This is a genomic window from Coleofasciculus sp. G2-EDA-02 (genome assembly GCF_040226375.1).
In the GTDB taxonomy this organism is placed as follows: domain Bacteria; phylum Cyanobacteriota; class Cyanobacteriia; order Cyanobacteriales; family Coleofasciculaceae; genus Coleofasciculus.
The window spans coordinates 1-23,624 of sequence record NZ_JAVKEW010000171.1 but is presented as its reverse complement, the minus strand read 5'-3'; the positions used below and the strand labels follow the sequence as shown (position 1 = coordinate 23,624).

The 23,624-nt window shown below is 46.9% G+C and carries 21 protein-coding genes; 13 read left to right on the top strand and 8 right to left on the bottom strand.

Translation table 11 applies throughout. From position 1 onward, the window contains the following. Positions 1–139: 139 nt before the first annotated feature. The gene (locus tag RLO19_RS20495; RefSeq protein WP_446359283.1) at positions 140–1,030 is read left to right on the top strand and encodes a tRNA-dependent cyclodipeptide synthase; all 891 of its coding nucleotides are present in this window, start codon (positions 140–142) and stop codon (positions 1,028–1,030) included. 562 nt (positions 1,031–1,592) lie between these two features. On the opposite strand, the gene RLO19_RS20490 is transcribed toward RLO19_RS20495, so the two are convergent. Further along, positions 1,593–3,515, bottom strand: coding sequence for a transglycosylase domain-containing protein (locus RLO19_RS20490; protein WP_446359282.1), 1,923 nt, complete (start codon positions 3,513–3,515; stop codon positions 1,593–1,595). A gap of 492 nt (positions 3,516–4,007) precedes the next feature. Between RLO19_RS20490 and tyrS the strand changes: the two genes are divergently transcribed. The 5 genes from tyrS to RLO19_RS20465 all read left to right on the top strand — a co-directional run bounded on the left by tyrS (position 4,008) and on the right by RLO19_RS20465 (position 8,987). Next, complete coding sequence (tyrS, locus tag RLO19_RS20485) at positions 4,008–5,180, top strand: tyrosine--tRNA ligase (protein ID WP_446359281.1); 1,173 nt, start codon at positions 4,008–4,010, stop codon at positions 5,178–5,180. 750 nt (positions 5,181–5,930) lie between these two features. Next, positions 5,931–6,653 carry an orotidine-5'-phosphate decarboxylase gene (pyrF, locus tag RLO19_RS20480; protein ID WP_446359309.1) on the top strand — a complete coding sequence of 241 codons (723 nt, stop codon included), beginning with the start codon at positions 5,931–5,933 and terminating at the stop codon, positions 6,651–6,653. Between the two features lie 344 nt (positions 6,654–6,997). After that, a complete protein-coding gene (locus tag RLO19_RS20475) occupies positions 6,998–7,657 on the top strand; it encodes a hypothetical protein (RefSeq protein ID WP_446359280.1) in 660 nt (219 codons plus the stop codon). Between the two features lie 119 nt (positions 7,658–7,776). Further along, positions 7,777–8,577 (top strand): ion transporter, encoded by an 801-nt coding sequence (locus RLO19_RS20470; protein ID WP_446359279.1) that lies wholly within the window; start codon positions 7,777–7,779, stop codon positions 8,575–8,577. Positions 8,578–8,744: 167 nt separating this feature from the next. Beyond that, the gene (locus RLO19_RS20465; RefSeq protein ID WP_446359278.1) at positions 8,745–8,987 is read left to right on the top strand and encodes a hypothetical protein; all 243 of its coding nucleotides are present in this window, start codon (positions 8,745–8,747) and stop codon (positions 8,985–8,987) included. Positions 8,988–9,006: 19 nt separating this feature from the next. Here the strand turns inward: RLO19_RS20465 and rsgA are convergent, their stop codons facing one another. The 6 genes from rsgA to grpE all read right to left on the bottom strand — a co-directional run bounded on the left by rsgA (position 9,007) and on the right by grpE (position 14,615). Next, on the bottom strand, positions 9,007–10,110 hold the full coding sequence (gene rsgA / locus RLO19_RS20460) for a small ribosomal subunit biogenesis GTPase RsgA (protein WP_446359277.1): 1,104 nt from the start codon (positions 10,108–10,110) through the stop codon (positions 9,007–9,009). Then, a complete protein-coding gene (locus RLO19_RS20455) occupies positions 10,107–10,376 on the bottom strand; it encodes a sulfurtransferase TusA family protein (RefSeq protein WP_446359276.1) in 270 nt (89 codons plus the stop codon). Before RLO19_RS20455 ends, rsgA begins: the two co-directional genes overlap by 4 nt. Further along, positions 10,373–11,497: a molecular chaperone DnaJ gene (gene dnaJ, locus RLO19_RS20450; RefSeq protein ID WP_446359275.1), complete on the bottom strand. Its 1,125-nt coding sequence runs from the start codon at positions 11,495–11,497 to the stop codon at positions 10,373–10,375. The genes RLO19_RS20455 and dnaJ overlap by 4 nt, the downstream gene beginning before the upstream one ends. 22 nt (positions 11,498–11,519) lie before the next feature. Further along, positions 11,520–11,651 (bottom strand): hypothetical protein, encoded by a 132-nt coding sequence (locus RLO19_RS20445; RefSeq protein WP_446359274.1) that lies wholly within the window; start codon positions 11,649–11,651, stop codon positions 11,520–11,522. A gap of 12 nt (positions 11,652–11,663) precedes the next feature. Next, complete coding sequence (dnaK, locus tag RLO19_RS20440) at positions 11,664–13,634, bottom strand: molecular chaperone DnaK (RefSeq protein WP_446359273.1); 1,971 nt, start codon at positions 13,632–13,634, stop codon at positions 11,664–11,666. Positions 13,635–13,808: 174 nt separating this feature from the next. Beyond that, positions 13,809–14,615: a nucleotide exchange factor GrpE gene (grpE, locus tag RLO19_RS20435; RefSeq protein WP_446359272.1), complete on the bottom strand. Its 807-nt coding sequence runs from the start codon at positions 14,613–14,615 to the stop codon at positions 13,809–13,811. Between the two features lie 728 nt (positions 14,616–15,343). Here grpE and RLO19_RS20430 point away from each other — a divergent pair. From RLO19_RS20430 to RLO19_RS20415, 4 genes are all read left to right on the top strand, one after another. Further along, positions 15,344–17,347: a GspE/PulE family protein gene (locus RLO19_RS20430; RefSeq protein WP_446359271.1), complete on the top strand. Its 2,004-nt coding sequence runs from the start codon at positions 15,344–15,346 to the stop codon at positions 17,345–17,347. A gap of 112 nt (positions 17,348–17,459) precedes the next feature. Beyond that, on the top strand, positions 17,460–18,581 hold the full coding sequence (locus tag RLO19_RS20425) for a type IV pilus twitching motility protein PilT (protein ID WP_446359308.1): 1,122 nt from the start codon (positions 17,460–17,462) through the stop codon (positions 18,579–18,581). Between the two features lie 89 nt (positions 18,582–18,670). Continuing rightward, positions 18,671–19,891: a type II secretion system F family protein gene (locus RLO19_RS20420; RefSeq protein WP_446359270.1), complete on the top strand. Its 1,221-nt coding sequence runs from the start codon at positions 18,671–18,673 to the stop codon at positions 19,889–19,891. Positions 19,892–20,262: 371 nt separating this feature from the next. After that, a complete protein-coding gene (locus tag RLO19_RS20415; RefSeq protein ID WP_446359269.1) occupies positions 20,263–20,847 on the top strand; it encodes a hypothetical protein in 585 nt (194 codons plus the stop codon). Between the two features lie 65 nt (positions 20,848–20,912). On the opposite strand, the gene bioU is transcribed toward RLO19_RS20415, so the two are convergent. After that, complete coding sequence (bioU, locus tag RLO19_RS20410) at positions 20,913–21,911, bottom strand: (S)-8-amino-7-oxononanoate synthase BioU (protein ID WP_446359268.1); 999 nt, start codon at positions 21,909–21,911, stop codon at positions 20,913–20,915. Between the two features lie 382 nt (positions 21,912–22,293). Between bioU and RLO19_RS20405 the strand changes: the two genes are divergently transcribed. The 3 genes from RLO19_RS20405 to RLO19_RS20395 are packed head-to-tail and all read left to right on the top strand — an operon-like array spanning position 22,294 to position 23,378. Continuing rightward, positions 22,294–22,503, top strand: a complete 210-nt coding sequence (locus tag RLO19_RS20405) for a DUF2997 domain-containing protein (RefSeq protein WP_446359267.1) — start codon at positions 22,294–22,296, stop codon at positions 22,501–22,503. A gap of 33 nt (positions 22,504–22,536) precedes the next feature. After that, entirely contained in the window at positions 22,537–22,923 is a 387-nt protein-coding gene (locus RLO19_RS20400) for a DUF1257 domain-containing protein (RefSeq protein ID WP_446359266.1), read from the top strand. After that, on the top strand, positions 22,923–23,378 hold the full coding sequence (locus RLO19_RS20395) for a ferredoxin (RefSeq protein ID WP_446359265.1): 456 nt from the start codon (positions 22,923–22,925) through the stop codon (positions 23,376–23,378). The genes RLO19_RS20400 and RLO19_RS20395 overlap by 1 nt, the downstream gene beginning before the upstream one ends. The last annotated feature ends 246 nt before the right edge of the window (positions 23,379–23,624 follow it).

The following is a 23,624-nucleotide window of genomic DNA, read 5'->3' as shown; positions in this document are numbered from 1 at the left end:
TTGATAGGTTTGTATTATGAGTAAGTCTATCAAAATCCTGTTTTGATATCTGGGAAAAAACTGTGGAGAAAATAGGGAATCAGGATTTCAGGATAATAGTTATCGTTCTTCCAGACAGTCCCCAAGAATATTTAATTGTATGAATAGTCATAGAGATGAAGAAAAAATCATCGAAAACTTTGACTGGAATCAGCTTTCCCTAGAGCGGTTGAAGCTGATTCAATCTAAAATTGGTAAAGCAATTTACATTAAGAAAAAATGCTTGAACTTGACCAATTCTACAGAAAAAATGTCCCAGATTCATGGGTACAAGGCAAGTTTAGCTAAAGTCTTTCCATCTCGTCTACGTAGTTCACTATCTGAATATAAACAGTGTGTTTTCGGAATCAGCCTTGGCAGTAAAAACTTTGTTGATCCTAAGCGCATCGAAGCCTGTATCAAATGGATTAGCGAAAACTTTCCGGCTTGCCTAGTCCTAGTTTGTGATAGTATATACCGACTGACAATCGAGGTGAGACAGGGAGTGAAAGGAGATGAAGCTCGCTTGGAGGCAATTCGCACTGGAGAGCAGTTTATCGATGAAAACAGTTACCTGTTCAACCAATACTCCGGACGTTGTAAGTTCGAGTTCCAAAAGACTTCGCAAATTGAGAATCAATCAGACTTTGAGATGTATTACCAGGAACTCCACTGTCTTTATCAAAAAGACCAATCTTTTCAAAACATGGTCAACTCATTTGCCCAGAAATATCTCAATCGAGGTGAACAGGTGGAAGCGGGGAATAGGCAAGACGATTATAACTCAGAAAAAATGTATCTGGGTACAACCTACCTGCTTGAGGAGTCAGCTTTATTAACTTGTCTCGTTAAACAAGGATGGTCTGTTTTTGTTTATCCCGGATCAATCAAAACCTTTGAAGAAATTGTGGAGGGTTTATACCCAGAAGTCCCTGAACCACTCAAGCAGATGGTCTGGGTTAGCTTGCGCCTCAAACAGTGGACAGCTAAAAGTGGACATGAAACCCAATAATGGCATCATATCATGTCCGGTGGAATACTTACACGCTCGTTTCGGACATAAATAAAGATAACTGTGTTCATTTTCAGGAACATACAAAATCCTTGCCCTTGAGTGCGATCGCGTAATGTTACAAAAGTTAATCAGCCTGCCGTTTACTTTTCAGTGTCATCAGTTTAATTAGGGATTGCTGCATTAATGTAGAAGGTATACAATACTTGGGTTTCAAGCATTTTTTTACCGGGGATGGTGCAAGCTTTTGGTACATAAATACTCCTCATCCTTGCATCTGGAGCAGGAAAAATGTATCCCCTGCCTCACACAAGACTCCCAACAGCAGCCCCGAATTAACCTCTCACCTCCCTACGCAAATCTGGACAATAAATCTGTGAAATCAGTGTTTTAAGGACGCGGATACTTAGACGCCGGTTCAAAGTAGCGTACAGGCGAAGTCGAAACCCACCCTACGGTATCTCTAACCTGTTGATAGAGAACTAACCTATCAGTGTAATCCGTGTGACTAACCTCTCACCCCCTACCGCCATCTCTCCAATAAATCCGTGAAATCAGTGTTTTAAGGACGAGGATACTTAGACGCAGGTTCAAAGTAGCGTACTGGCTCACCCTTCAACGCCTGACTCATAAAGTCGCGCCATATTGGTGCAGCAAATCCACCCCCTGTCGCCCCACCCCCTAACGGTCTGTAGTTATCATTGCCAATCCAAACCGCCGTGGATAATTGTGGCACATATCCGACAAACCAGACATCTCGTTCTGAACTCGTTGTTCCCGTCTTCCCAGCCGCTGGGCGTCCAATTTGAGCAGCGGTTCCGGTTCCTCCTTCAATCACGCCTTGGAGGACAGCATTCAGCGAAGCTGATGCCCATGGATCAAGAACAAGGCGAGGTTTCGGGGTATTGTCTAATAACACATTGCCCATACTATCGGTCACCCGGACAATGATCGTCGGATCAGAATGCCAACCTGTATTGGCAAAGGTAGCGTAAGCCCCTGCCATTTCCAAGGGCGTCACCCCAATCGCACCTAGGGGTAAAGAGGTGACAGGTTCCATGGGGCTTTTAATCCCCAGGGTGCGGCACACTTCAATCACTTTATCTAACCCAACGGCTCTGCCCAGCTTAACTGCTGGAACATTTCGCGACTGAACCAGCGCAGTACGAATACTCATCGCTCCGCCGTAACCACCTCCATAATTTCTGGGCGAATACCACCCACTCCCATCCCGGTAGCTGACTGGGGTATCCATAACCGTGGAATAGGGGGTATATTTGCCAGTGGCAAAGGCAGTGTAGTAAACAAAGGGTTTAAACGCTGATCCCGGTTGGCGTCGGGATTGAATGGCTCGGTTGAACTGACTCTTTTCGTAACCGATACCCCCCACCAAAGCTTTGACATAATGGGTGCGCGGATCAACGGCGGCTAGTGCGACTTGGTCAGCATATAACCCCCGGCGGCGCAAGTTCTGGTGAGCGCGAGCGATGGTGTTTTCCGCCATGCGCTGGAAATTGTAATCTACCGTGGTTTGGACGCGCATCCCCCCTTTGAGAACCGCATCTCGACCAAATCGCTCATTCAACTCCGCCACGACAGCTTCTGTGATGTAGGGAAGCTGGCTGGTTTGCCAGGAGGTTAACTTGCCCAAACGCAAGGGTTGAGCTAAAGCATCTTTTTTTTCTTGAGTTGTGATCCATCCCAGTTCCCGCATTCTCTCCAGCACGATTGCTTGCCGTTGTTTGGCTAAGGGATAGTTGGCAAAGGGGCTATATTCTTCGGGAGACTGAATCAATCCAGCGAGCATGGCTGATTCTGCCAAGGTTAAGTCAGTGGCTGGCTTGGCGAAGTAACTCTCAGATGCCGTTTGGATGCCATAATTGTTATGACCCCAATAGATCTGATTCAGATACATTTCCAATATCTGGTCTTTGGTGAAGATTTGCTCCAGCCGGATTGCCATGACTGCCTCGGCAATTTTACGAGAGAACTTTCTCTCTCGAGACAGAAACAAGTTTTTCACTAGCTGCATGGTCAAGGTAGAGCCGCCTTCTACTACAGCCCCCTTCTCCCAGTTGGCTAAAAAGGCTCGACCCACACTGTTGGGGTTAACGCCATGGTGAATATAGAAGTGACTATCTTCCATGGCAATAACCGCTCGCTTGAGATCGGGGTTAATGTTTTCTAACTTAACCACCTCTCGATTCGCTTCACCATGCAGGCTAGCCAGGTGCTTCCCCTTAATATCGTAGACGTAGGTCGTTTCGGTGGGAACATAGCCCCTGAGAACTCTCACATCGGGAAGATTGCGGAAGCTTGTCGCCAAGCCAACCAGCCCACCAGCCACAACCGAGCTAGTTAGCATTGTAATGCCGAGAATGGTTCCGCCTGTTACCTGAGTGACTCCTTGCACGAATCGGAAAGCCGGTGGCAATCCCTGTTTACTATCTCTTTGTTGTTTTTGTTGGATGGTACTAGACGACACAGTGATTTCACTTCCTCACTCAAGAAAAAAATACTGGATGGCTGTGTGGGAGGCAACCTTAGGGGGGATACGTTCTATACCTTCTATAGATGATTACAGAAATTTATGGCAAAGTCAGGATTAGCGATCGATTCGGTTTTGGCGATTCTTGTCCCCTGTAGACGTTGCTCCCAGCGTTGAATCAGTGGTCGGGTTCTCCCTTATATTTTAATGTTAAGCCTGAGATAATCGTTCATGATCAAAAACCGAAGTATTTTGGCTTTTGGCTGAAAAAATGGTAACATTACTTTTCTGGATTGGCATAAACAACGGTAAATCTTAAGCATCTGCTACTCTCGTGTACGTTAACTAATCGGGCAAGAAGTCTCCAGCCATAATCGATGATTGGGAGGCGAGATGAATTGCCAATGGTAGAAAACTTGTTTCCATATCCCTAATGAGCCGTTCACTCCTTAAAGATTTCCCAGACGAATGTCAAACTCCTTAAACACAATGTCTCAGTCATTATCTTGGTTATACCGAGGTGTTAGTGACATTTTTCCCAACCAACCCGATTCTCAAGACCAGAATGAGAACCTAGAGCAACGGATTCTCAAAACTGAGCGTCCCTTGCGGGTCAAGTTGGGAATTGACCCGACTGGGACAGATATCCACTTGGGTCATAGTATTCCCGTGCGGAAATTGCGGGCGTTTCAAGATGCGGGTCATACGGCTATCCTAATTATTGGCGATTTTACCGCAAGAATCGGTGATCCAAGTGGCAAATCTGATGTACGCAAGCAGCTTTCTGAAGCACAGGTGCAGCAAAATGCCCAAACCTACTTGGATCAGGTGCGTCCGATTTTGGATTTTGAAACACCGGGGCGCTTGGAGATTCGCTATAACTCGGAATGGCTGAGTAAACTGGATTTGGCGGAGATTCTCGATTTGTTAGCCACGATGACGGTGGGGCAGATGCTCGCTAAGGAGGGGTTTGCGGAACGATTTAAACAGGAAAATCCGATTTACCTGCATGAGTTTCTCTATCCCTTAATGCAAGGGTATGATTCTGTGGCAGTTAAGGCGGATGTGGAGTTAGGGGGAACGGATCAAAAATTTAATATTGCTGTGGGGCGAGACTTGCAGCGGCATTTTGGTCAAACTCCCCAGTTTGGATTACTCCTGCCGATTTTAATTGGTACAGATGGTGTGCTGAAGATGTCTAAGTCGCTGAATAATTATGTGGGGTTGCAGGAGGCGGCTCAACCCATGTACCAGAAGCTGGAAGGGACTAAGGATAATCTGTTAGAGGAGTATTTTGAGCTACTCACCGATTTACCCTTAGAGGAACTCCCGACAAATCCCCGCGATCGCCAACAACTCCTGGCTTGGACAATTGTCGCCCAATATCACGGTAAAAAGGAGGCGGATGAGGCTGCAGGCGGGGGGGCTATCCCAGAATTTTCCCTCTCCCAAGTCGAGTTTCCGGTTAAGTTGTTCTATATCCTCAATGCTAGTGGGCTGTGCAGCAGTAGTGGCGAAGGGCGGCGACAGATCAAAGGCGGAGGCGTGAAGCTAGAGGGCGATCGCATTACGGATGTAGACGGCACCTTTGATTCCCCAGAGGCTTTAGAGGGTAAGGTTTTACAGGTGGGGAAAAAGAAATCTGTACGGTTGGTTTCGTAAGCTACAAAAAGCACAAAAAGCCTCCCCAAGGGCGGGTGCGAGTCAAGTTTCACCGAAAGTCGCATAAGTTATCTGTAAAACCCGCCCCTACACCCACGATCCCTGGCATTAGCGCAAGTTTAGAGATTTGTCAACCAAATCAGTGAGATCAGGTGGTATTATAAAGATAATCAGACTGTGTGTTCCATAGGAGGTTCGCTCATGTCACCATTATTGCCGCTCATACTGCTATGGGTTTTTCTGGGAATGGCTTTTTTATCGAGCATCCATGCAGAAGGCAGAGCCATTACTTAATTTGGCAAAACATAGAAAGAAAAGCAAAAAACCAAGATACAGCTAGTTTTGCTATACTACGAAGAGAACGAACGTCCGAGGAAGTCGGATTCCTGTAAAGCGGTGCCTCGGAACTGAGTATCGTTCCTCAATAGTTTCGTACAAAACAGGCTATATGCCTGTGGGTCGGGAGAAGTCTTTCCCCTTTTGGGGAAAAAGACACTTCACGCATATCAATACAAAAAAGGGGAAAGAAATTTCTTTCCCCTTAAACTATCTATGGGTTTGTAGGGGCGGGTTTAGAGGCTCAGGTTTGCAACTCACCAATAACGGCTCAACAAAACCCGCCCTTATGCAATTGTAGGGACGGGTTTAGACAGTCAGATAAGTTGGTCAGAGCGCCTTCTTCTATTGCATAAGTTGCACGGTTAAATGAAAATGGGATAATCTGTGGCTACTTATCAACAAGCATTTCCCATGTCAGTAGCAGAGCGGATTATCGTCCCCTTAGATGTACCTACCGAAGCCCACGCGATCGCTCTCGTGGAACAATTACCCCAAGTGAAGTTCTGGAAAGTAGGACTGGAGCTATTTGTCAGTAGTGGATCTGCGATTCTTCAGATTCTCAAAGATCGGCAAAAACGGATCTTTTTAGATCTAAAGTTTCACGATATTCCCAATACAGTAGCCGGGGCAACACGGGCGGCTTCTGGGTACGGCGTAGATTTACTGACAATTCATGCCGTAGCCGGTTCCATGGCGCTCAAAGGGGCGGTAGCAGCAGCGAAGCAAGGAGCAGAAGCCGCCGCCTGTTCACCCCCGAAATTAATTGGGATTTCCCTACTCACCAGTTTGAACTCGCGAGATTTAGCCTTTGATTTAAAGGTTCCAATTGAGTTACCCGAATACGCCCTACAGATGGCGCTTTTGGCGCAAAAAGCCGGATTAAATGGGGCAGTCTGTTCGCCCCAAGAAGTGTCCCAGCTGCGACAAGTGTGTGGCGATGATTTTCTCCTGGTTTGTCCCGGTGTCCGTCCCAGTTGGTCTGAACAGGGCGATCAACAGCGCTCGATGACGCCAGCAGATGCTCTGAAAGCGGGAGCTGATTACTTGGTAATTGGACGCCCCATCACGGCGGCACCTGACCCCGTCGCCGCTTGGGAGAGAATCGGCGAAGAATTACAGGAAGTCATAAGTTAATTGAGGGGCGGGTTTAGCCACAATTGTAGGGGCGGGTTTAGCCACAATTGTAGGGGCGGGTTTAGCCACAATTGTAGGGGCGGGTTTAGCCACAATTGTAGGGGCGGGTTTAGGAACTAAAGTCAGCTATTCACCAATAACGGAACAACAAAACCCGCCCTAGCTCACCAATAACGGCACAACAAAACCCGCCCTAGCTCACCAATAACGGCACAACAAAACCCGCCCTAGCTCACCAATAACGGCACAACAAAACCCGCCCTAGCTCACCAATAACGGCACAACAAAACCCGCCCTAGCTCCCTAATAACGGAACTTATTCAGCAAGCCCTATCTACTAAGTTATGAGTCGTAAGTTAATCCAATGCTTAACAGTCGTCTGTTGGCTGGGATTTCAGATGGATGGTGAGGCATTTAACCCTAATGTTACCCTCGGCTCACCAACGCTGAAGATGAAACCAACAAAGCCAAAAGTCTTCCCCTGTACACCTGCACTCCTGCACCCTTGTCCCCCTATACCCACGCTTCTGGCTCAATCGGCGACTTGTCCCTCTGATGTAGAAACCTTAACATCTCTGATGCTGCGGGATTTGCCTAACTACGCGAATCGGGTGATTCAGCGATCGCGACCTGTAAATGAGGAGATTGATATCAATCTATATATCATCGTGGCAGGGCGGGCGGAATTTCAACCCCTGACCCTTGGGCCTGGTTCCTATAATTCTGTGACAACTGCCAACGTAGAACCCCCGCAGCAAGTGTTTTTCACGACTCTAGAACGCCAATATGTCGAGGGAGGTGCAATTGAAACCCAAAGTTTTCACTGGCTCTTTTTAACCCATACCGATAGTGGATGGCGCTTGGCTCTGATGTTTACGCGCCTAGGTTCAGCTTCACCAGAACGCCCACCCACGCCGCCACGAGAGAGTAGTGATGGTATTATGGGTCGAGCCGTGCAGCTCTGGTTGCGAGATTGTCGGGTGGGCGCAATTCAAGTCTCCTAAAGATAGTGGTTTATCTTACAATTGAAATTATAAATTAGTGCTGAATCTGTTAAATTTTCTTGAGGGCATCTTGGGAAATACCTCAACTCAAGTCTTTAATTTTATGATGATAGTATCTGATGCCCGATAATTTGCGACAAACTCTTGCTCGGTATGTAGAAGATATTGAATCGCCTGTAGGTAGGCGATTTAATTTGCTGATCATGGGGTTAATCCTCTTATCTTCAGCAATTTTTGTGTCAGAAACTTATCCCCTTACCCCGCTAGTTCGCCTAACTCTGGATAGTATTGACCGAATTATATTAGTTATTTTTGTCGTCGAATATTTACTACGCTTTTGGGTCGCAGAATCTAAAATAAATTTCTTCTTTAGCCCGGTTTCTCTGATTGACCTGATCGCAATTGTACCTTTTTTCCTCGGTGTAACTGATATTCGATTTATTTTGATTTTTCGCTGGTTCCGGATTTTGCGGTTAGTTCGATTCTTAACGTTAAAGGTTTATGTTTTTAGGATTAGCAATCAAGATAGCATTATCCTTGCCCGCATATTATTTACATTATTTACCATAATATTTGTTTACTCTGGATTAATTTATCAAGTTGAACATCGAATCAATCCTAAAAATTTTAATACATTTTTAGATGCCTTCTATTTTGCCGTAGTCACGATGACCACTGTTGGGTTTGGTGACCTCACACCAATTTCAGAGGGGGGTCGATTACTAACAGTGCTGATGATTTTGACAGGTATTGCTCTCATTCCTTGGCAATTGGGAGATTTAGTCAAGTATTTACTGAAAACGGCTAACCAAGTGGAGAAAGTCTGTGCCGGGTGTGGTTTGCCGTTTCATGATTCTGATGCTCAGTTTTGTAAAATTTGTGGGACTAAATTAGAGCAGGCTGATTTATTTAAATCTTGATTGTTCATTAATTAAACTTTTCGGCAATCTGTCATTAGATAGAGATATTTAATTTTAATTTAAAACTTTGGGTAGACAGGATGAATAGATAATTAGAGTTAGGATTTATTAATCATACTCGTTCATAAAAAACAGTTATTTCCTAAAAAGACATGGTAAAAAACAAATTGAACTACCTGAAAAAATTAATCAGTCCGATGGGAGTTGCTTATACAAGTCTTTTCTTGACTTTTCCAGCCTTAGCACTCCTTGGTTCTTATTCTAGTCCTTCGCCTAACTATCGAGAGCGTCCTCAGTATAATACTGCATTAATGGTGCAAGTTCGGAAATTTTTGGCTCAAAATCAACCCGACAATACACCATCTAATAAGGGAGTAGTAATGAACTTACCTTCACCGGAAAATGAATAGTGGGAGTATTCTAGCTAAATCAAGGTAAATCTTCGATTTCCTGATACAGTTCCTCTAAATCCTGCTGTTGAGTCCGCCGCGATCGCCGGCGATACTTCTTTGTTTCTAACTTGGGTTCGTACTGCGTTTGCCCCTTTCCTTTGGTTTTCGCCTTAAGAGTGGACTCTGGATCAGCTTGTTGATTCAACCGTTCCTGACGCGCGATCGCTTCCTCTAAGAAACCCAGATAATGATCATAGCGTTCCCACTCTCCCCGTACCGCACAGTTGGGTTCATCTCGATGTAAGCAATCACTAAATTGGCAATTGGCTACCGCTAACCGTTGTTGCGCTTCGGGAAAGTAATGGATTAAATTAGCTGGCGTGCAATCCAAGTCAGGCTGATTAAATCCCGGCGTATCTGCCAATAAACCCCCTTGGGGTAACTCAAATAATTCCACATGGCGGGTGGTGTGGCGCCCCCTTCCTAATTTTCCGGTGACTTCTCCCACTCGTAGGTTGGCTTCAGGGGCAAGTTGGTTAATTAAGCTAGATTTCCCCACTCCAGACAATCCAGCTAAGACAGTAATTTTTTGGTTTAAGCGATCGCTGAGTTCTGCTAAACCTATATTATTGTAAACACTGATAAATATGGGTTGGTATCCCCAAGCTTTCAAGCGCTGCTGCCACTGCTGTTGTTCTTCTTTTGTGACTAAATCACTTTTATTGAGACACAAGCACACCTGGAAGCCCGTTGATTCTGCCTTGACTAAAAAGCGACTCAGTTGATAGGGATCAAGGGTAGGTTCTTCTAACGCAAAAACCAGGAGAATTTGTTCAGCATTCGCAACGGGAGGACGATCCAGTTGGGTAATCCTAGGGAGAACATCCGCGATCGCACCTCGATTCCCTGTCCAGTCCGGTTCTTCGATGACAACGCGATCGCCCACCATGACCCGTTGACCAATTTTTTTCAATCGGGAACGACGAGTACATAATAGTGTAGAGACGTAGCATGCTACGTCTGAGTCTTGATCACAACTAGACTCTAACCTGACCTCATAGAAATTAGCCTGAACTGCCAGAACTGTCCCCAATAAGGGGGGAGATAACTCAGACGGTGGGATATCTACTATCTCACTCATGCAGAGGCTTGAGGACGCCGTACTTTTAGGGCAAAGTAGTCTGTGTGATTTTCGAGTGCTTCTATGGGGTAACCTGCCATCGCCAAACTATCGGGAACCTGTTCAATAGGTTCCCCCGGATCAAGCCACACTTCCAATAAAGATCCGGGCGTCATTTGTTCTAGACGTAGCTTAGTTCGCACAAAGTTAATTGGGCAAGGTGTTCCTCGCAAATCCAGTTGAGCATCGGGTGTCTGATTAATTGTCGATACCGTTGGCTTACTCATCCGCGAAACAGTCCTCCCAAAAAGTCTTCTAGACCGCCTTTGCCGGTGCGATCGCCTTTAATTTTTGCCAGCTTCTCCAGCAACTCCCGTTCCTCCGTCGTGATCCGGGTGGGAATGTCTATTTGAATCGTAATCAAATGGTCGCCCCGACTCACAGGATTCCCTAATTTTGGCACACCATGATTTTCCAACGTTAACACCGTATTCGGCTGGGTTCCTGGGGGAATCTTCAACTCCACCGGACCATCGACGGTATTAACCTGTAGACGACAGCCTAAAATAGCTTGTAAGTAGCTAATTTTCAGATCAGACAGAATATTAATTCCATCCCGCTGAAATTCAGCATCTTCCTCAACAAATAGGTAGACATATAAATCTCCTGGAGGACCACCGCGCGATCCCGCATCTCCTTCTTTAGAAACCCGCAGCCTGGTTCCATTATCCACACCAGGTGGAACCGTAATTTTCAGCTTTTTGGTTTCTTGTTTGCGACCTGATCCCCCACAGGTTTCACACTTATCCTCAATCACCTGTCCTTCGCCGTTACAAGTGGGACAGACTGAAACTTGAGTGAAACTGCCAAAGGGGGTACGAGTAGCGCGACGCACTTGTCCTGTACCGCTACAGGTCGAACAGGTACGTGGTCGAGTTCCCGGTTTTGCTCCGGTACCGTTACAGGTATTACAGGTTTCTTGGTGAGGAATCCGAATTTCCTTTTCCCCACCGAATACAGCTTCCCGGAATTCCAGCTTCAAGTCTAGGCGCAGGTCATCCCCTCGCACCGGTCCACCACGCCGACGCGCTGTTTGCTGACCCGCACCACCAGCAAAACCACTGAAGAAGCTTTCAAAGATATCGGCAAAACCCATATCCCCAAAATCGGGATAGCCAGCTCCAGCACCTGATGATACACCCGCCTCGCCAAAGCGGTCGTATCGTGCCTTCATCTCTGGTTCGGAAAGGATTTCGTAAGCTCGATTAATTTCTTTAAATCGCTCTTCCGCTCCTTGTTCCTTGTTAACGTCTGGGTGGTACTTCCGGGCAAGGCGACGGTAAGCCCGCTTTATTTCTTCTTTGTCAGCGTCGCGAGAGACGCCGAGAACGTCATAGTAGTCAGGCATAGAGCAATGCAGGAGGGTTGGATTACGTTAGGGGGTGGGTTGATAGTGATAGTCTGTTCAGGAGATCGGCTTGAGCGCCACCGATGGCTGATATCCGGCTCACCTGCACGTCTATCCATTTTGGATCAAAAAACCAACGAATTGCTACTTCCATTTATGCATTACCTTAGTCAACTGTTTCATAGTCAGCATTATTTACGGTTTCATCATCAAAGTTAAGAATTAACTCTTCTTCTTCGGGTTCCGATTCTGAGGGTTCACTAACCTCTACTGGTGAGGCAAGTTCTTCCTCGCTTTCGCTAATCTCATCGGGTTCCAAATCGGGCGCACTTTGCTGGTAGACGGCTGCACCAATAGTAAACAGCGTTTGTTGGAAATCTTCCAGTTGCTGTTTAACGTCCTCAACCGTAATCGATGGGTCTTTGAGCGCAGCTTGTAGCTTTTGCTTTTTCTTCTCTCCCTGCGCCTTCAAGTCCTCACGTACCAAATCAGCATTGTCTTTCAGGGTCGATTCGTAGCTGTAGAAGAGGCTTTCGGCTTGATTTTTCAGTTCCACCAGTTGCATCCGACGGCGGTCTTCTTCGGCATATTGCTCGGCTTCTTGGCGCATCCGTTCCACTTCGCCACCACTTAATCCACCGGTGTTGGTAATTCGGATGCTTTGTTCTCTTCCTGTACCTTTATCCGCCGCTGAGACGTTAAGAATTCCATTGACATCGATATCAAAGGATACCTCAATTTGAGGCACACCTCGGGGAGCCGGAGGAATGCCTGCTAGTAGAAACTTACCCAAGCTTTTGTTATCACGAGCCATCGCCCGTTCACCCTGGAGGACGTGAATTTCCACAGAGGTTTGCCCGTCCGTCGCCGTGGAAAAGATTTGCGATTTACTGGTGGGTATTGTGGTGTTACGCTCGATAATTTTGGTGAAAACTTCGCCCAAGGTTTCAATGCCCAGTGAGAGCGGGGTCACGTCTAGCAACAGCAAGTCTTCAACTTCACCGCCCAAGATTCCCCCTTGAATAGCTGCACCTAGGGCAACGGCTTCATCGGGGTTGACCGATTTATCTGGCTGGCGACCGCCGAAAAACTTACTAATCGCTTTCTGGACGGCTGGGATGCGAGTCGAACCCCCGACCAGCAGAATTCGGTCGATATCATCGGGCTTAAGTTCACCATCTTTGAGCGCCTGTTTTACGGGTTCGATGGTACCTTTAATCAGGTCGAGCGCCAGTTCTTCAAACTTCGCTCGTGACAGTTCCATCTCTAGATGTTTCGGACCTGTTTCATCTGCTGTAATAAACGGCAGGTTGATCGAGGTGTTCAACATACTAGAGAGTTCAATTTTTGCCTTTTCTGCGGCTTCTCGCAAGCGCTGTAACGCCATCTTATCGGCGCCTATATCGATGCCTTCTTGTTCCTTGAACTGCTCAATCATCCAGCGCACGATTACGTTATCGAAGTCATCGCCTCCTAAATGGTTGTTGCCAGAGGTGGCTTTGACTTCAAATACGCCGTCACCCAGTTGCATGACCGAGACATCGAATGTACCGCCGCCTAAGTCAAAGACGAGGACTTGTTGTTCTTGGTCTTGCTTATCCAGACCATAAGCCAATGCTGCGGCGGTTGGTTCGTTGATGATCCGCAGCACTTCTAGACCTGCGATGGTTCCGGAATCTTTGGTGGCTTGTCGCTGAGCATCGGTAAAATAGGCAGGTACCGTGATTACCGCTTGTTCTACGGGTTCACCGAGAAAGTTTTCGGCATCGGCTTTGAGCTTTTGCAGGATCATGGCAGAGATTTCCTGCGGCGTATACTGATGGGAGCGGATTTGGACATCAACGGTATCGTCGCGACCCTTAATACAGGTGTAAGGAACCCGCGATCGCTCCTCTACCGTGTCATCCCATCGACGACCAATAAACCGTTTAATACTATGGACAGTATTTTCAGCATTGGGAACTGCCTGACGCTTCGCCAGTTGACCAACCAAGCGCTCATTCGATTTGCCAAATCCCACAATACTCGGTGTGGTTCGTCCGCCTTCCGTGTTGGAAATGACGAGGGGCTGACCTCCTTCCAGGACAGCCACGCAACTATTCGTTGTGCCCAGGTCGATGCCAATGACTTTTCCCATAGCGCTTCGGCCTATTTGATCGGTAAGGTTTTCTTCTTTAGGTGGTAATCTGTGGCTACAGAACTCGCCTGATGTTCGCTCAACCGTTTTTTTCGGGTTGATTAAACCAGCTACAGCTACTTAGACAAGATCTATTTTAGAGACAGACAAGCCAGGCAGGTATACCCCTGCCGCTTAACTTTCTGGTTCTGCCGAGGTGTCCTCCTCTGAGGTTACCATGGGTTCTTGAGCCGCAGCAACTTTAACCATGGCATGGCGCAGCACGCGATCGCCTAAGAAATAGCCACGCATAAGCTGTTCGATGACGATTCCTTCGCCGTATTCATCGCTCGGCTGCCGCATCACCGCTTCGTGGAAATTGGGATCAAACTCCATTCCTTCCGGACGCATCGGCGAAACCCCTAAGCGTTTGAATGCCTCCACGAGTTGCTTGTAGATTCCCTGATAACTCTTATGCACTGCCATCTCCCCATCATTTTGAGGTTTGATGTGCGATCGCGCCCGCTCAAAGTTATCGACCACGGATAATAACTCGCCCAGAGTATTCCGCTTAACTTGATGTTCTAAATCTTCTTTTTCTTTCGCCGTCCGCTTGCGGAAGTTATCAAAATCGGCTGCCATCCGCATGGATTGGCTTTTAAAGGCTTCAAATTGCTGATTAATTTCCTCAATTTGAGCTTTAAGGAGTTCATTTTCCTGCTTTAAGGTTTCGATAACCGCGACATCCTCCTGACTCGGCAATCCGGCGGAGTCTGATTCAGCAGACTCACTCTCCACGCTTTGCCCTGCCGAAGTTTTTGTCCCTTCGGTTGTCACTTCAGAGGTTGCCGCTTCTGCCGTTGATGGTGACTCAACCTCAGGTTGTGTCCCAACCTCCACCTCGGAAGTTGCCTCATTTAAATCGGGGTTATCTGAATTCACTGCCTTATGCTTATCTGTTTGTTGCAACGTAGTATTTTGTTGTTTTTCTTCGTCACTCATGATTCACTCGTACTAAAAACTCGATCAATCTCCTGCTCCTTCTAGGATGGCTTCGTTTACCTTGCCCAGATTAACGGCAAGATTTAGGGTAGGCTAAAGCCCCAGGCATCAAGTCGGGATTGCTACCTCCTCAAATCCTAGTACATACTGGTGAAAATTGTCTGTTAATAATGTGTCTATTGATTCAATAGCACACTCAACAGGATTTCCCGGAGCATGTTCGAGACGTTAGCCACGTCTGGGAGACGGGGAGTATTTTTCTAGCTGGGTAGTTGCCGTCACCCTGCACGAGTAGAGCAACCCTAACCTAGAGATGGGCGAGACTGAGTTTAATTCCAAGGGGTGTAAAACGGTTAAGATAAAACTTGTGGCGGTATCCCCATTTATAATAAGGAATAGAGTATTCTATCAGGGTATAGAGGACTAATTTTGACTTCAGTCAGAATTCTATCACGTTTAGATTATCTGAAGACTTGCATTTCACCCTTGCCAGGATATTGGTAACTCCAGCATGTTGGCATCCGACCTTATTCACGCCTCAAAGTGTTTCCCAGCATGGGTACTCCGATCTAAACCCAGTGAGAAGGGAGCCATCCTGAGATCTGTCGAGCCATTTTATTTGAATCGGCGGCAAGGCGAATGGGGTTACCGTTGCCTTTTTCTCCAGTACGACAAAAGCTAAAACTTTTAGGAATTCTGTAATCTTTAAGGAGATAGTCTCACCCACTATGACTCAATCCCCATCATCATCAGCAAGACGTGCCCTTGTTGTCAAAAACGATTTTTCGCCCTTTGGAAATAAACTAGTTCAATCTGGTTACGTTGATGACGGTCAAATGCGGCAGGCATTGGCGGAAAGCCGTAAGTCAGGACGACCTCTAACCGATGTCGTTGAATCAATTACCGGGCGTCAGTTGCCACCCGACTTAGTGCGTCAGTACAAGAAACAGCAACTATTTGAACTAAAAATACTTTACGGTGTTGAATCTCTTGATCCGGAACTTAGTGAAATTTCAGGTCACCAAGTCAAGGAACTCATAGAAAGCCTGATTCCCATTGACATCTGTAGTCGCTATCGCTTGGTGCCATTATCCAAGAATGACACACAACCGCCATCGGTTCTGGTGGCAATGGTTGATCCGGATAATCTCGACGCCCAAGATGATCTGAACCGGATTCTGCGCCCTCAAGGGATTGGGCTACGCCGGATGGTGATTACCCAAGAAGACTATCAGCATCTGATTAATCAATATCGCGATCACAAACTGGCACAAGAGAAGGAACAGGAAGCTGCCAAGCAGACAGACATCAGTAAGGATCTTGAGAATCTCGACACCCTTTCCGATGCACCGGACGAAACAGAAGCAGATTTAGGGGCAGCCCTGAATGAAGCCGGTGGCGCCCCGGTGATTAACTTGGTGAATAGAATCCTCGCCAAAGCCCTGCAAGAGGACGTCTCTGACATTCACATCGAACCCCAGGAGGAATACTTACGTGTTCGCTTCCGCAAAGACGGCGTACTGAGGCAAGCCTTTGAACCCTTACCCAAAAAGATTAAAGATGCCGTTGCGGCTCGCTTCAAAATTATGTCAGATTTGGACATCGCCGAACGTCGATTGCCCCAAGATGGCAGAATTCGGCGCATGTTCCAAGGGCGCAAGGTTGACTTCCGAGTCAGTACCTTACCCAGTCGCTACGGTGAGAAGATTGTTCTGCGGATTTTAGATAACTCTAGCACCCAGCTTGGTTTGGATATTCTGATCACTGACCCCGAAAGCTTGGAAATTGTCAGGGAAATGGCAGCACGCCCCTTTGGGTTGATCTTAGTCACAGGTCCAACGGGTTCAGGTAAATCAACAACCCTCTATTCAATCCTGGCTGAGCGCAATGATCCAGGCGTCAATATCAGCACAGCAGAAGATCCAATTGAGTATTCCTTACCCGGTATTACCCAGGTGCAGGTACTGCGGGAAAAAGGGATGGACTTTGCCTCAATTCTGCGCTCATTTCTACGGCAAGACCCAGATGTGATTCTGGTGGGTGAGACGCGCGATAAGGAAACCGCGAAAACCGCGATTGAAGCGGCGCTCACGGGACACTTAGTCTTAACCACTCTTCATACTAATGACGCGGCTGGCGCCATCCCCCGCCTGGATGAAATGGGAGTTGAACCGTTCATGGTGTCGGGTGCGCTCCTGGGAGTTTTAGCCCAGCGCCTGATGCGGCGGGTTTGTTCGGAGTGCCGCACACCTTACCAACCTAGTGCGGCTGAACTGGCTCGATTTGGTCTGTCCGCTTCCAGTGAAGGGGAAGTCACGTTCTATAAAGCCAATACCCTACAACCCGATGAAATCTCCGAAGCTCGTGCTAAAGGAACACTCTGTCCAAAATGTAATGGGATCGGATACAAAGGACGAGTGGGTGTGTATGAAGTCATGCGGATGACCGAACGACTGCAAACCCTGATTAACGAAGGAGCGCCTGCCGAACGGCTGAAAGAAGCAGCGGTTGAGGAAGGGATGAAAACTTTATTATTCTATAGTTTAAACCTGGTGCAGGACGGTCATACCACATTGGAAGAAGTAGAACGGGTAACCTTTACTGATTCTGGTCTTGAGGCAGAACTGAAAGCCAAACGCAAGCAATCCCTCTCCTGTAGCACTTGCGGCGCCGGGTTACAACCGGAGTGGTTAGACTGTCCGTATTGTATGACCCCGCGCTTCCGTGACTAACTGTTGCGGCTATTCCTGAATTGTTGTTGGCTTTAACCCCCAACAACAATTTATTCGGAAACAAACACTAATAACCAACAACTGATTCGTATTGGGAGACAACACCATGGCAATGGATTTAATTATTGAAGACTTGATGGAGCAGCTCATTGAAATGGGTGGCTCAGATATGCATATTCAAGCTGGGGCACCTGTCTATTTCCGTATTAGTGGTAAACTCCAACCTTTTGGAGAAGACCCCCTGAATCCCCAAGAATGTCAGAAGCTGATCTTCAGTATGCTCAATAATAGTCAACGCAAAGAATTGGAGCAGAACTGGGAATTGGATTGCTCTTATGGAGTGAAGGGATTGGCTCGCTTCCGGGTCAATGTTTATAAAGAGCGGGGTTACTACGCGGCTTGCTTGCGAGCGTTGTCCTCCAAGATTCCCAACTTTGATCAGTTAGGTCTGCCTGATATTGTGCGGGAAATGAGCGAACGTCCTCGGGGATTAGTGCTGGTTACAGGACCTACGGGTTCGGGAAAAACCACCACACTGGCGGCAATGATTGATTTAATTAATCGTACCAGACCCGAACATATTCTTACCGTCGAAGACCCAATTGAGTACGTCTTTCCCAATATTAAAAGCTTAGTTCACCAACGTCAAAAAGGTGAAGATACTAAAACGTTTGCCAATGCGCTAAAAGCTGCATTACGGGAAGACCCGGATGTGATTCTGGTCGGTGAGATGCGGGACTTGGAGACTATTTCACTGGCAATTTCAGCAGCAGAAACGGGTCACTTGGTCATGGGAACCTTACACACCAGTTCCGCCTCTCAAACCGTGAACCGGATGCTGGACGTGTTCCCCCCTGAACAACAACCTCAAGTTCAAGCTCAGCTGTCGAACTCCTTAGTCGCCGTCTTCAGTCAAACCCTAGTACCCAAGAAAAACCCGAAACCCGGTGAGTTTGGTCGGGTAATGGCACAGGAAATTATGATTGTCACCCCGGCTATCTCTAACCTAATCCGTGAAGGGAAAGTGTCCCAAATGTATTCCGCCATCCAAACCGGGATGAAAATGGGCATGATCACCATGGAACAGACGTTGGCAAATTTCGTCAAACAAGGAACAATTTCCTTTGAAGCAGCTGTGTCCAAGAGTTCTAAGCCCGACGAGTTACAGCGTATTATCGGTGGATCCGCCGGAATGGCTGCCGGGGGCGGTAAAGTTGGTGCTAAGACTCGCTAAGTTATCGGGGTTAGTTTTTTCGTGAACAAAAAACATCACCAGAAAACTAACCCTTCCCTTTAATTCTTTTTTTCATTCAGACGCAAGCCATGCCTACCTTCATTGCTGAGGTTCGGGATTCCAAAGGAAACGTCAAAAAAGAGAAAGTGAAAGCTCTCTCTACTGATCAAGCCCGTGCCCACTTTCAAAATCAATATCCGACTGTTGGTAGTATTCAGAAAGCTTTTAGCCTGGAAGACCTGAATTTAGACGTAATCCAGGAAAAGATGACGAGTGTCAGTGTTAAAGATAGAGCCGTCTTTTCCCGGCAATTTGCGGTAATGGTGAATGCTGGAGTTGCCATCGTTCGCTGTCTGGGTATCTTATCTGAACAATGTGCCAATCCCAAGCTGAAAAAAGCGCTTACTGCCATCAGTAACGAAGTCCAGCAGGGAACTAGTCTCTCCGATTCGATGCGGGATCATCCCGCCTGCTTCGACCAACTCTATGTCAGTATGGTGCAAGCGGGCGAGGTTGGGGGTGTCCTGGATGAAGTTCTCAACCGATTAGCCAAGCTGCTCGAAGATATGGCGCGGCTGCAAAATCAGATTAAGTCGGCAATGACTTATCCTCTGGTGGTTGGTGGCTTTGCTGTATTGGTGTTTTTGGGAATGACCATTTTCCTCATCCCTATCTTTGCTGGGATTTTTGAAGAAATCGGCGGAACATTACCAGCCCTGACTGCCTTTATGCTCTGGTTGAGTGGTGTTCTCAGAAGCTGGTACGCCCTGATTCCAGTTGGGGTGATTATCTTTACCACGGTTGCTGTCAAGCAGTACTACAAAACTCCACCGGGTCGCCTGCAAATCGATGCACTGTTATTGAAAGTACCCCTGTTTGGTGAACTGAATGAAAAATCATCAGTTGCCCGGTTTTGCCGCGTCTTTGGCACGTTGACTCGTTCGGGGGTTCCTATTCTCAATGCATTAGATATTGTTCGGGATACGTCAGGAAACCAAGTGATTGCTAACGCTGTGGAAGCTGCCAAGCAGGAAATTCAGCAAGGGGGTTTGATCAGTGTTGCCATGCAAAATGAACAAGTTTTTCCCAGTTTGGCAATTCAGATGATTAGTGTTGGCGAAGAAACAGGGGAATTGGATTCGATGCTGATGAAGGTTGCTGATTTTTATGAAGATGAAGTTGAGCAAACCGTAAAAGCTTTGACCAGTATTTTAGAACCCGTGATGATTATTGTCATTGGGGGAATGGTGGGTACAATCCTGGTTTCTATGTATCTGCCCATGTTTAAAGTTTTTGAAACCTTGGGTTAAAAGGGGAAAGATTTCCAGTATATGGAGCGCCCATTCCTACAATCATCTGATGGTAGAGGATTTGCTGCGTTGATTCAGCTACTCGTACAGCGCACAGTAAATCAAACAACCTTTCACGCATTGCTGAAACGCTTGCCAGGTAAGCATTTTCAATTTTGAAGGCGTGAATTTCTAGGGAACGGTACTAAGCTGCTATGCAGCTAAATCCAATAATTTAGCTACTGAAACCCTTTGATAGCTTAGATTGCCTTATCAAATTAAATGCGTTACAGCTTAGCAACATGAGCAACCTCTACTGATTTGCCACGACTGTTCGTGAGTATTATTTAAACTAGTCAACAAGACGTTAGTGAATTGCCACTTATTTAAAAATGCCAGTTAAACAATCTAATTACGAAATCAGCTTAGCCGAATATAGCCACCATGAGGGGGCGCTAGGGCTGCTGAAGCAACATCGACCTTACCTGGAAATGATTCCTAGTATGCGCCGCCCTTCGGAAAGTGTGATTACAATTCCTCTACCCATTGTGCGCCTTCGTCATCTCCAATCATCAACAGGACATTCTAACCTGACAAGTTTGAACGGAACTGTTGGCTTACCCTGTGATGTTGTCATGCTGATGTGTGATCCGGAATGGAAAATAAAAATGGGGGTGGAAATTCTCATTTTCATCCATCGCCCCCATGAAGATTTTTCGGATTTATTGAGTCGTTGGCGTCAGACTCAAGTGTTGCTAGATAAAGATTATGAGTGGCTAATGCCCCCCCGCCATCAACATATTCTCAGCGAAGGCGTTGACCAGATTTATCCGTTATTCGTGATCTTCCCGGACACACCTCAACGAATTCAACGCGGTTTACGAGGTGCGGATTTACCTTTTGTCATGCAAAGTCCCGATTATGCGATGGAAGAGGAACAACCAGAAAGTTTATCTACCGAACATCCACCTGCTTAGGGATGTAGAGACGTAGCATGCTACGTCTCTACGTTAGGGGTTCCCCAATCCCCAATCACCGTAGACTATCGAACAAAGTGTGGCATCACTTCAGCCGCTGTTAATAGACCGTAAATACCTCGTTGATGTAATGATATTCCTGCTTTCAGGTAGCCAAAGGCTGGACCACAGACATTAGCCGCCATACTGGTTTCGTCACCTAGAGTAAAGGTATGGGTTGAGATTTTGCCCTCAAAGGTTCTTCCTGTGACTTGGACATTGGTACTCAAGGGTTTTTTCGGATTACGGGTATCAACAATGCCGCCGACGGTGACGCGATCGCGAGAGCATATTCCGGCTAATTCTAACATGATATCATCAGCATGTTCCATATTCTCTAAGGTGAGAATACCATTGGTTTGATCCAGAAGCGCTTCTACATCCCCATCACTCATCTGATGTGCCTGTTCGACATCGTAGCCGGGAAGGTGAGCAATATCTTCTCGAATCGTGGCGCGATAGGCTTCCCAATTGGCAATACCCACACCAAAGGTAATTTTAACGCTGTGTATTTCAGCATAGCTTTGAGCCGCGATCGCAGCCGCAGCCGTTAACAGTCCTGGTGTAGCACCACATCCCGCCATGTAGGTGATTCCCGCCCCTTGAAGTTCATCTTTCATGGCGAGTAACTGTTCCACCGCACTGGTGCGCTTGAGGGCGTCTACGAGTACTCCACGCCACCCTGATTGGATAAACTGACGGGCGACTGATGCCATAAACGTATTCGGCAAATTGGGTAGGGCAAGGAAATATCCATCCACCGCCGCGTTTTCGATTAAGTCGGCAATTGTGTTGTTGCTGAGAGTGCCTGCGGGTTCTAGATAACCCAGTGACCCTTGATTATGATACATTGCGATCGCGCGATCGGGATCTAGCCCAGTCGCATCATAAGCCCAGCCCTGCTTATCAGCCGCCGCCACCCAAATCATCTCCCGTTTACCAGCCAGCACTCTAGCCGCCGCTTGTCCTAATCCGCCAAAGCCTAAAATACCAACTCGAACAGGTTTGTTTAACGTAGAATCCATCGAATTCCTCAGTTGCGTCTCACTCAACAACCTTCCATTATCTCTCCCATCTCCCCCATCTCCCCTAGAAGGGCGGATTTAATGTAGGGGCGGGTTTTACAACTATCATTCACGGTTGCACCCAGATTTGACTAAACCCGCCCCGACAAAATAGACGATCCTGCCGCTTGACTGGGAGGGAAAGATACGCGAAACTTAACAAAAGATTAGTGTATGATACTAATCAAGTATTAATTTCTGTTAAAGTTTGATTCGCTATGATGCGAATAATAACGAGAGACTACTCAACTAGCGACAGAGCGGGTTGTGTAGGCTCACAGGCTGTAGCTGAATTAGTGTTACAGCAAAGAACTGGAGGACTGACCCAACCGTTAACAAACTGATGGAAACCTTAGAATTTGTCATTTATCCAGATGGTCGAGTGCAAGAGAAAGCCACGGGTATCGTTGGCGCCTCTTGTGCAGAAGTGACTGCTGCCATTGAAGCTCAGTTGGGACAAGTCGTCTCGATGGAGCAAACATCGGAATACTTTACCCAACCGACTCAGCAGTCGGCAACAGCAACCGCTCAAGCTACCTATAGCGCTTGGTAAGTTTTTTTGTTCAATTCGCTTTCTTTAACCAAAATGTCACATTTCAGCAACATAAAAACTCAAATCCGCAACCTTACCTCTTTACAATCGGCGTTAACTGACGTTGGCGTAGATTGGAAAGCCGGTCCGAGTCAAGTGCGTGGGTATCGGGGTCAAACCCGCACCGCCGAAGTTGTTATCGAACAAGAGAATAACTACGATGTCGGCTTTGCCTGGAATGGTAAAGAATACGAGCTAGTTGCCGACCTCCAATACTGGCAACAGCCGTTATCTGTCGAGGGTTTCCTCAATCGTATCACCCAGCGGTATGCCTTTCATACCGTAATGAACGAAACTGCCAAGCAAGGGTTTCAAGTTGCCCAACAAGAAAATAATCAAGACGGTTCAATCCGTTTAGTCGTCCAACGCTGGAGTGCGTAATGTCTGATTTCTCCCCGACACCAGAGCGTTCAGGGTTAGAACCCGAACTCGGCGGCGTCTTCCGAGATGCACCAGAGCGTTCAGGTTTAGAACCCGAACTCGGTGGTGAGCTGCGACAGAAAGGTGTTTATGTCGATGAAATCACCTGTATTGGCTGTAAGCATTGTGCCCATACAGCTCACAATACGTTTTACATCGAGCCAGATCATGGGCGAGCGCGTGTTTTTCGCCAAGATGGGGACCCAGAAGATTTGATTCAAGAAGCAATTGACACCTGTCCCGTTAATTGCATCAACTGGGTAGACTACACCGAACTCAAGCAGCTAGAAGACGAGCGACAGTTTCAGGTCATTCCAGTTGCTGGATTTCCGATTGAGTCGGCTGTCGTGGCGACCAAAATGCGGCGCAAGAAAGCCCTTCAACAATATAAGTCAAAGTCAAGCCCAAAACAATAGGCTGTTTATTACAGTCTTTGGTATATAAATCCTCGATGGTTCATCGCCGTTGAGGTTTTTTATCAATGGATAATTAATAATTGATAATTGACAATTGATTAATTGGGTCTAAGACCTCTTCGTTTACGAAGAAATTAAAAAAGATTTTCCTTAATTTCAATCCTCTTCTTTTAAGGAGAGGTCATTATTCATTGTTCATTATCCATTGTCAATTTGTGAATATGTTCGTAGGGGCGCACGGCGTGC

Coding starts and splice junctions, on each gene's coding strand:
- RLO19_RS20425 (WP_446359308.1), top strand. CDS start 17,460: ATGGATTTAATTATTGAAGACTTGATGGAGCAGCTCATTGAAATGGGT.
- bioU (WP_446359268.1), bottom strand. CDS start 21,911: ATGGATTCTACGTTAAACAAACCTGTTCGAGTTGGTATTTTAGGCTTT.
- RLO19_RS20395 (WP_446359265.1), top strand. CDS start 22,923: ATGTCTGATTTCTCCCCGACACCAGAGCGTTCAGGGTTAGAACCCGAA.
- RLO19_RS20430 (WP_446359271.1), top strand. CDS start 15,344: ATGACTCAATCCCCATCATCATCAGCAAGACGTGCCCTTGTTGTCAAA.
- RLO19_RS20420 (WP_446359270.1), top strand. CDS start 18,671: ATGCCTACCTTCATTGCTGAGGTTCGGGATTCCAAAGGAAACGTCAAA.
- dnaJ (WP_446359275.1), bottom strand. CDS start 11,497: ATGCCTGACTACTATGACGTTCTCGGCGTCTCTCGCGACGCTGACAAA.
- RLO19_RS20475 (WP_446359280.1), top strand. CDS start 6,998: ATGAGTCGTAAGTTAATCCAATGCTTAACAGTCGTCTGTTGGCTGGGA.
- RLO19_RS20415 (WP_446359269.1), top strand. CDS start 20,263: ATGCCAGTTAAACAATCTAATTACGAAATCAGCTTAGCCGAATATAGC.
- RLO19_RS20470 (WP_446359279.1), top strand. CDS start 7,777: ATGCCCGATAATTTGCGACAAACTCTTGCTCGGTATGTAGAAGATATT.
- rsgA (WP_446359277.1), bottom strand. CDS start 10,110: ATGAGTGAGATAGTAGATATCCCACCGTCTGAGTTATCTCCCCCCTTA.
- dnaK (WP_446359273.1), bottom strand. CDS start 13,634: ATGGGAAAAGTCATTGGCATCGACCTGGGCACAACGAATAGTTGCGTG.
- grpE (WP_446359272.1), bottom strand. CDS start 14,615: ATGAGTGACGAAGAAAAACAACAAAATACTACGTTGCAACAAACAGAT.
- RLO19_RS20455 (WP_446359276.1), bottom strand. CDS start 10,376: ATGAGTAAGCCAACGGTATCGACAATTAATCAGACACCCGATGCTCAA.
- pyrF (WP_446359309.1), top strand. CDS start 5,931: ATGTCAGTAGCAGAGCGGATTATCGTCCCCTTAGATGTACCTACCGAA.
- RLO19_RS20495 (WP_446359283.1), top strand. CDS start 140: ATGAATAGTCATAGAGATGAAGAAAAAATCATCGAAAACTTTGACTGG.
- tyrS (WP_446359281.1), top strand. CDS start 4,008: ATGTCTCAGTCATTATCTTGGTTATACCGAGGTGTTAGTGACATTTTT.
- RLO19_RS20400 (WP_446359266.1), top strand. CDS start 22,537: ATGTCACATTTCAGCAACATAAAAACTCAAATCCGCAACCTTACCTCT.
- RLO19_RS20405 (WP_446359267.1), top strand. CDS start 22,294: ATGGAAACCTTAGAATTTGTCATTTATCCAGATGGTCGAGTGCAAGAG.
- RLO19_RS20445 (WP_446359274.1), bottom strand. CDS start 11,651: ATGGAAGTAGCAATTCGTTGGTTTTTTGATCCAAAATGGATAGACGTG.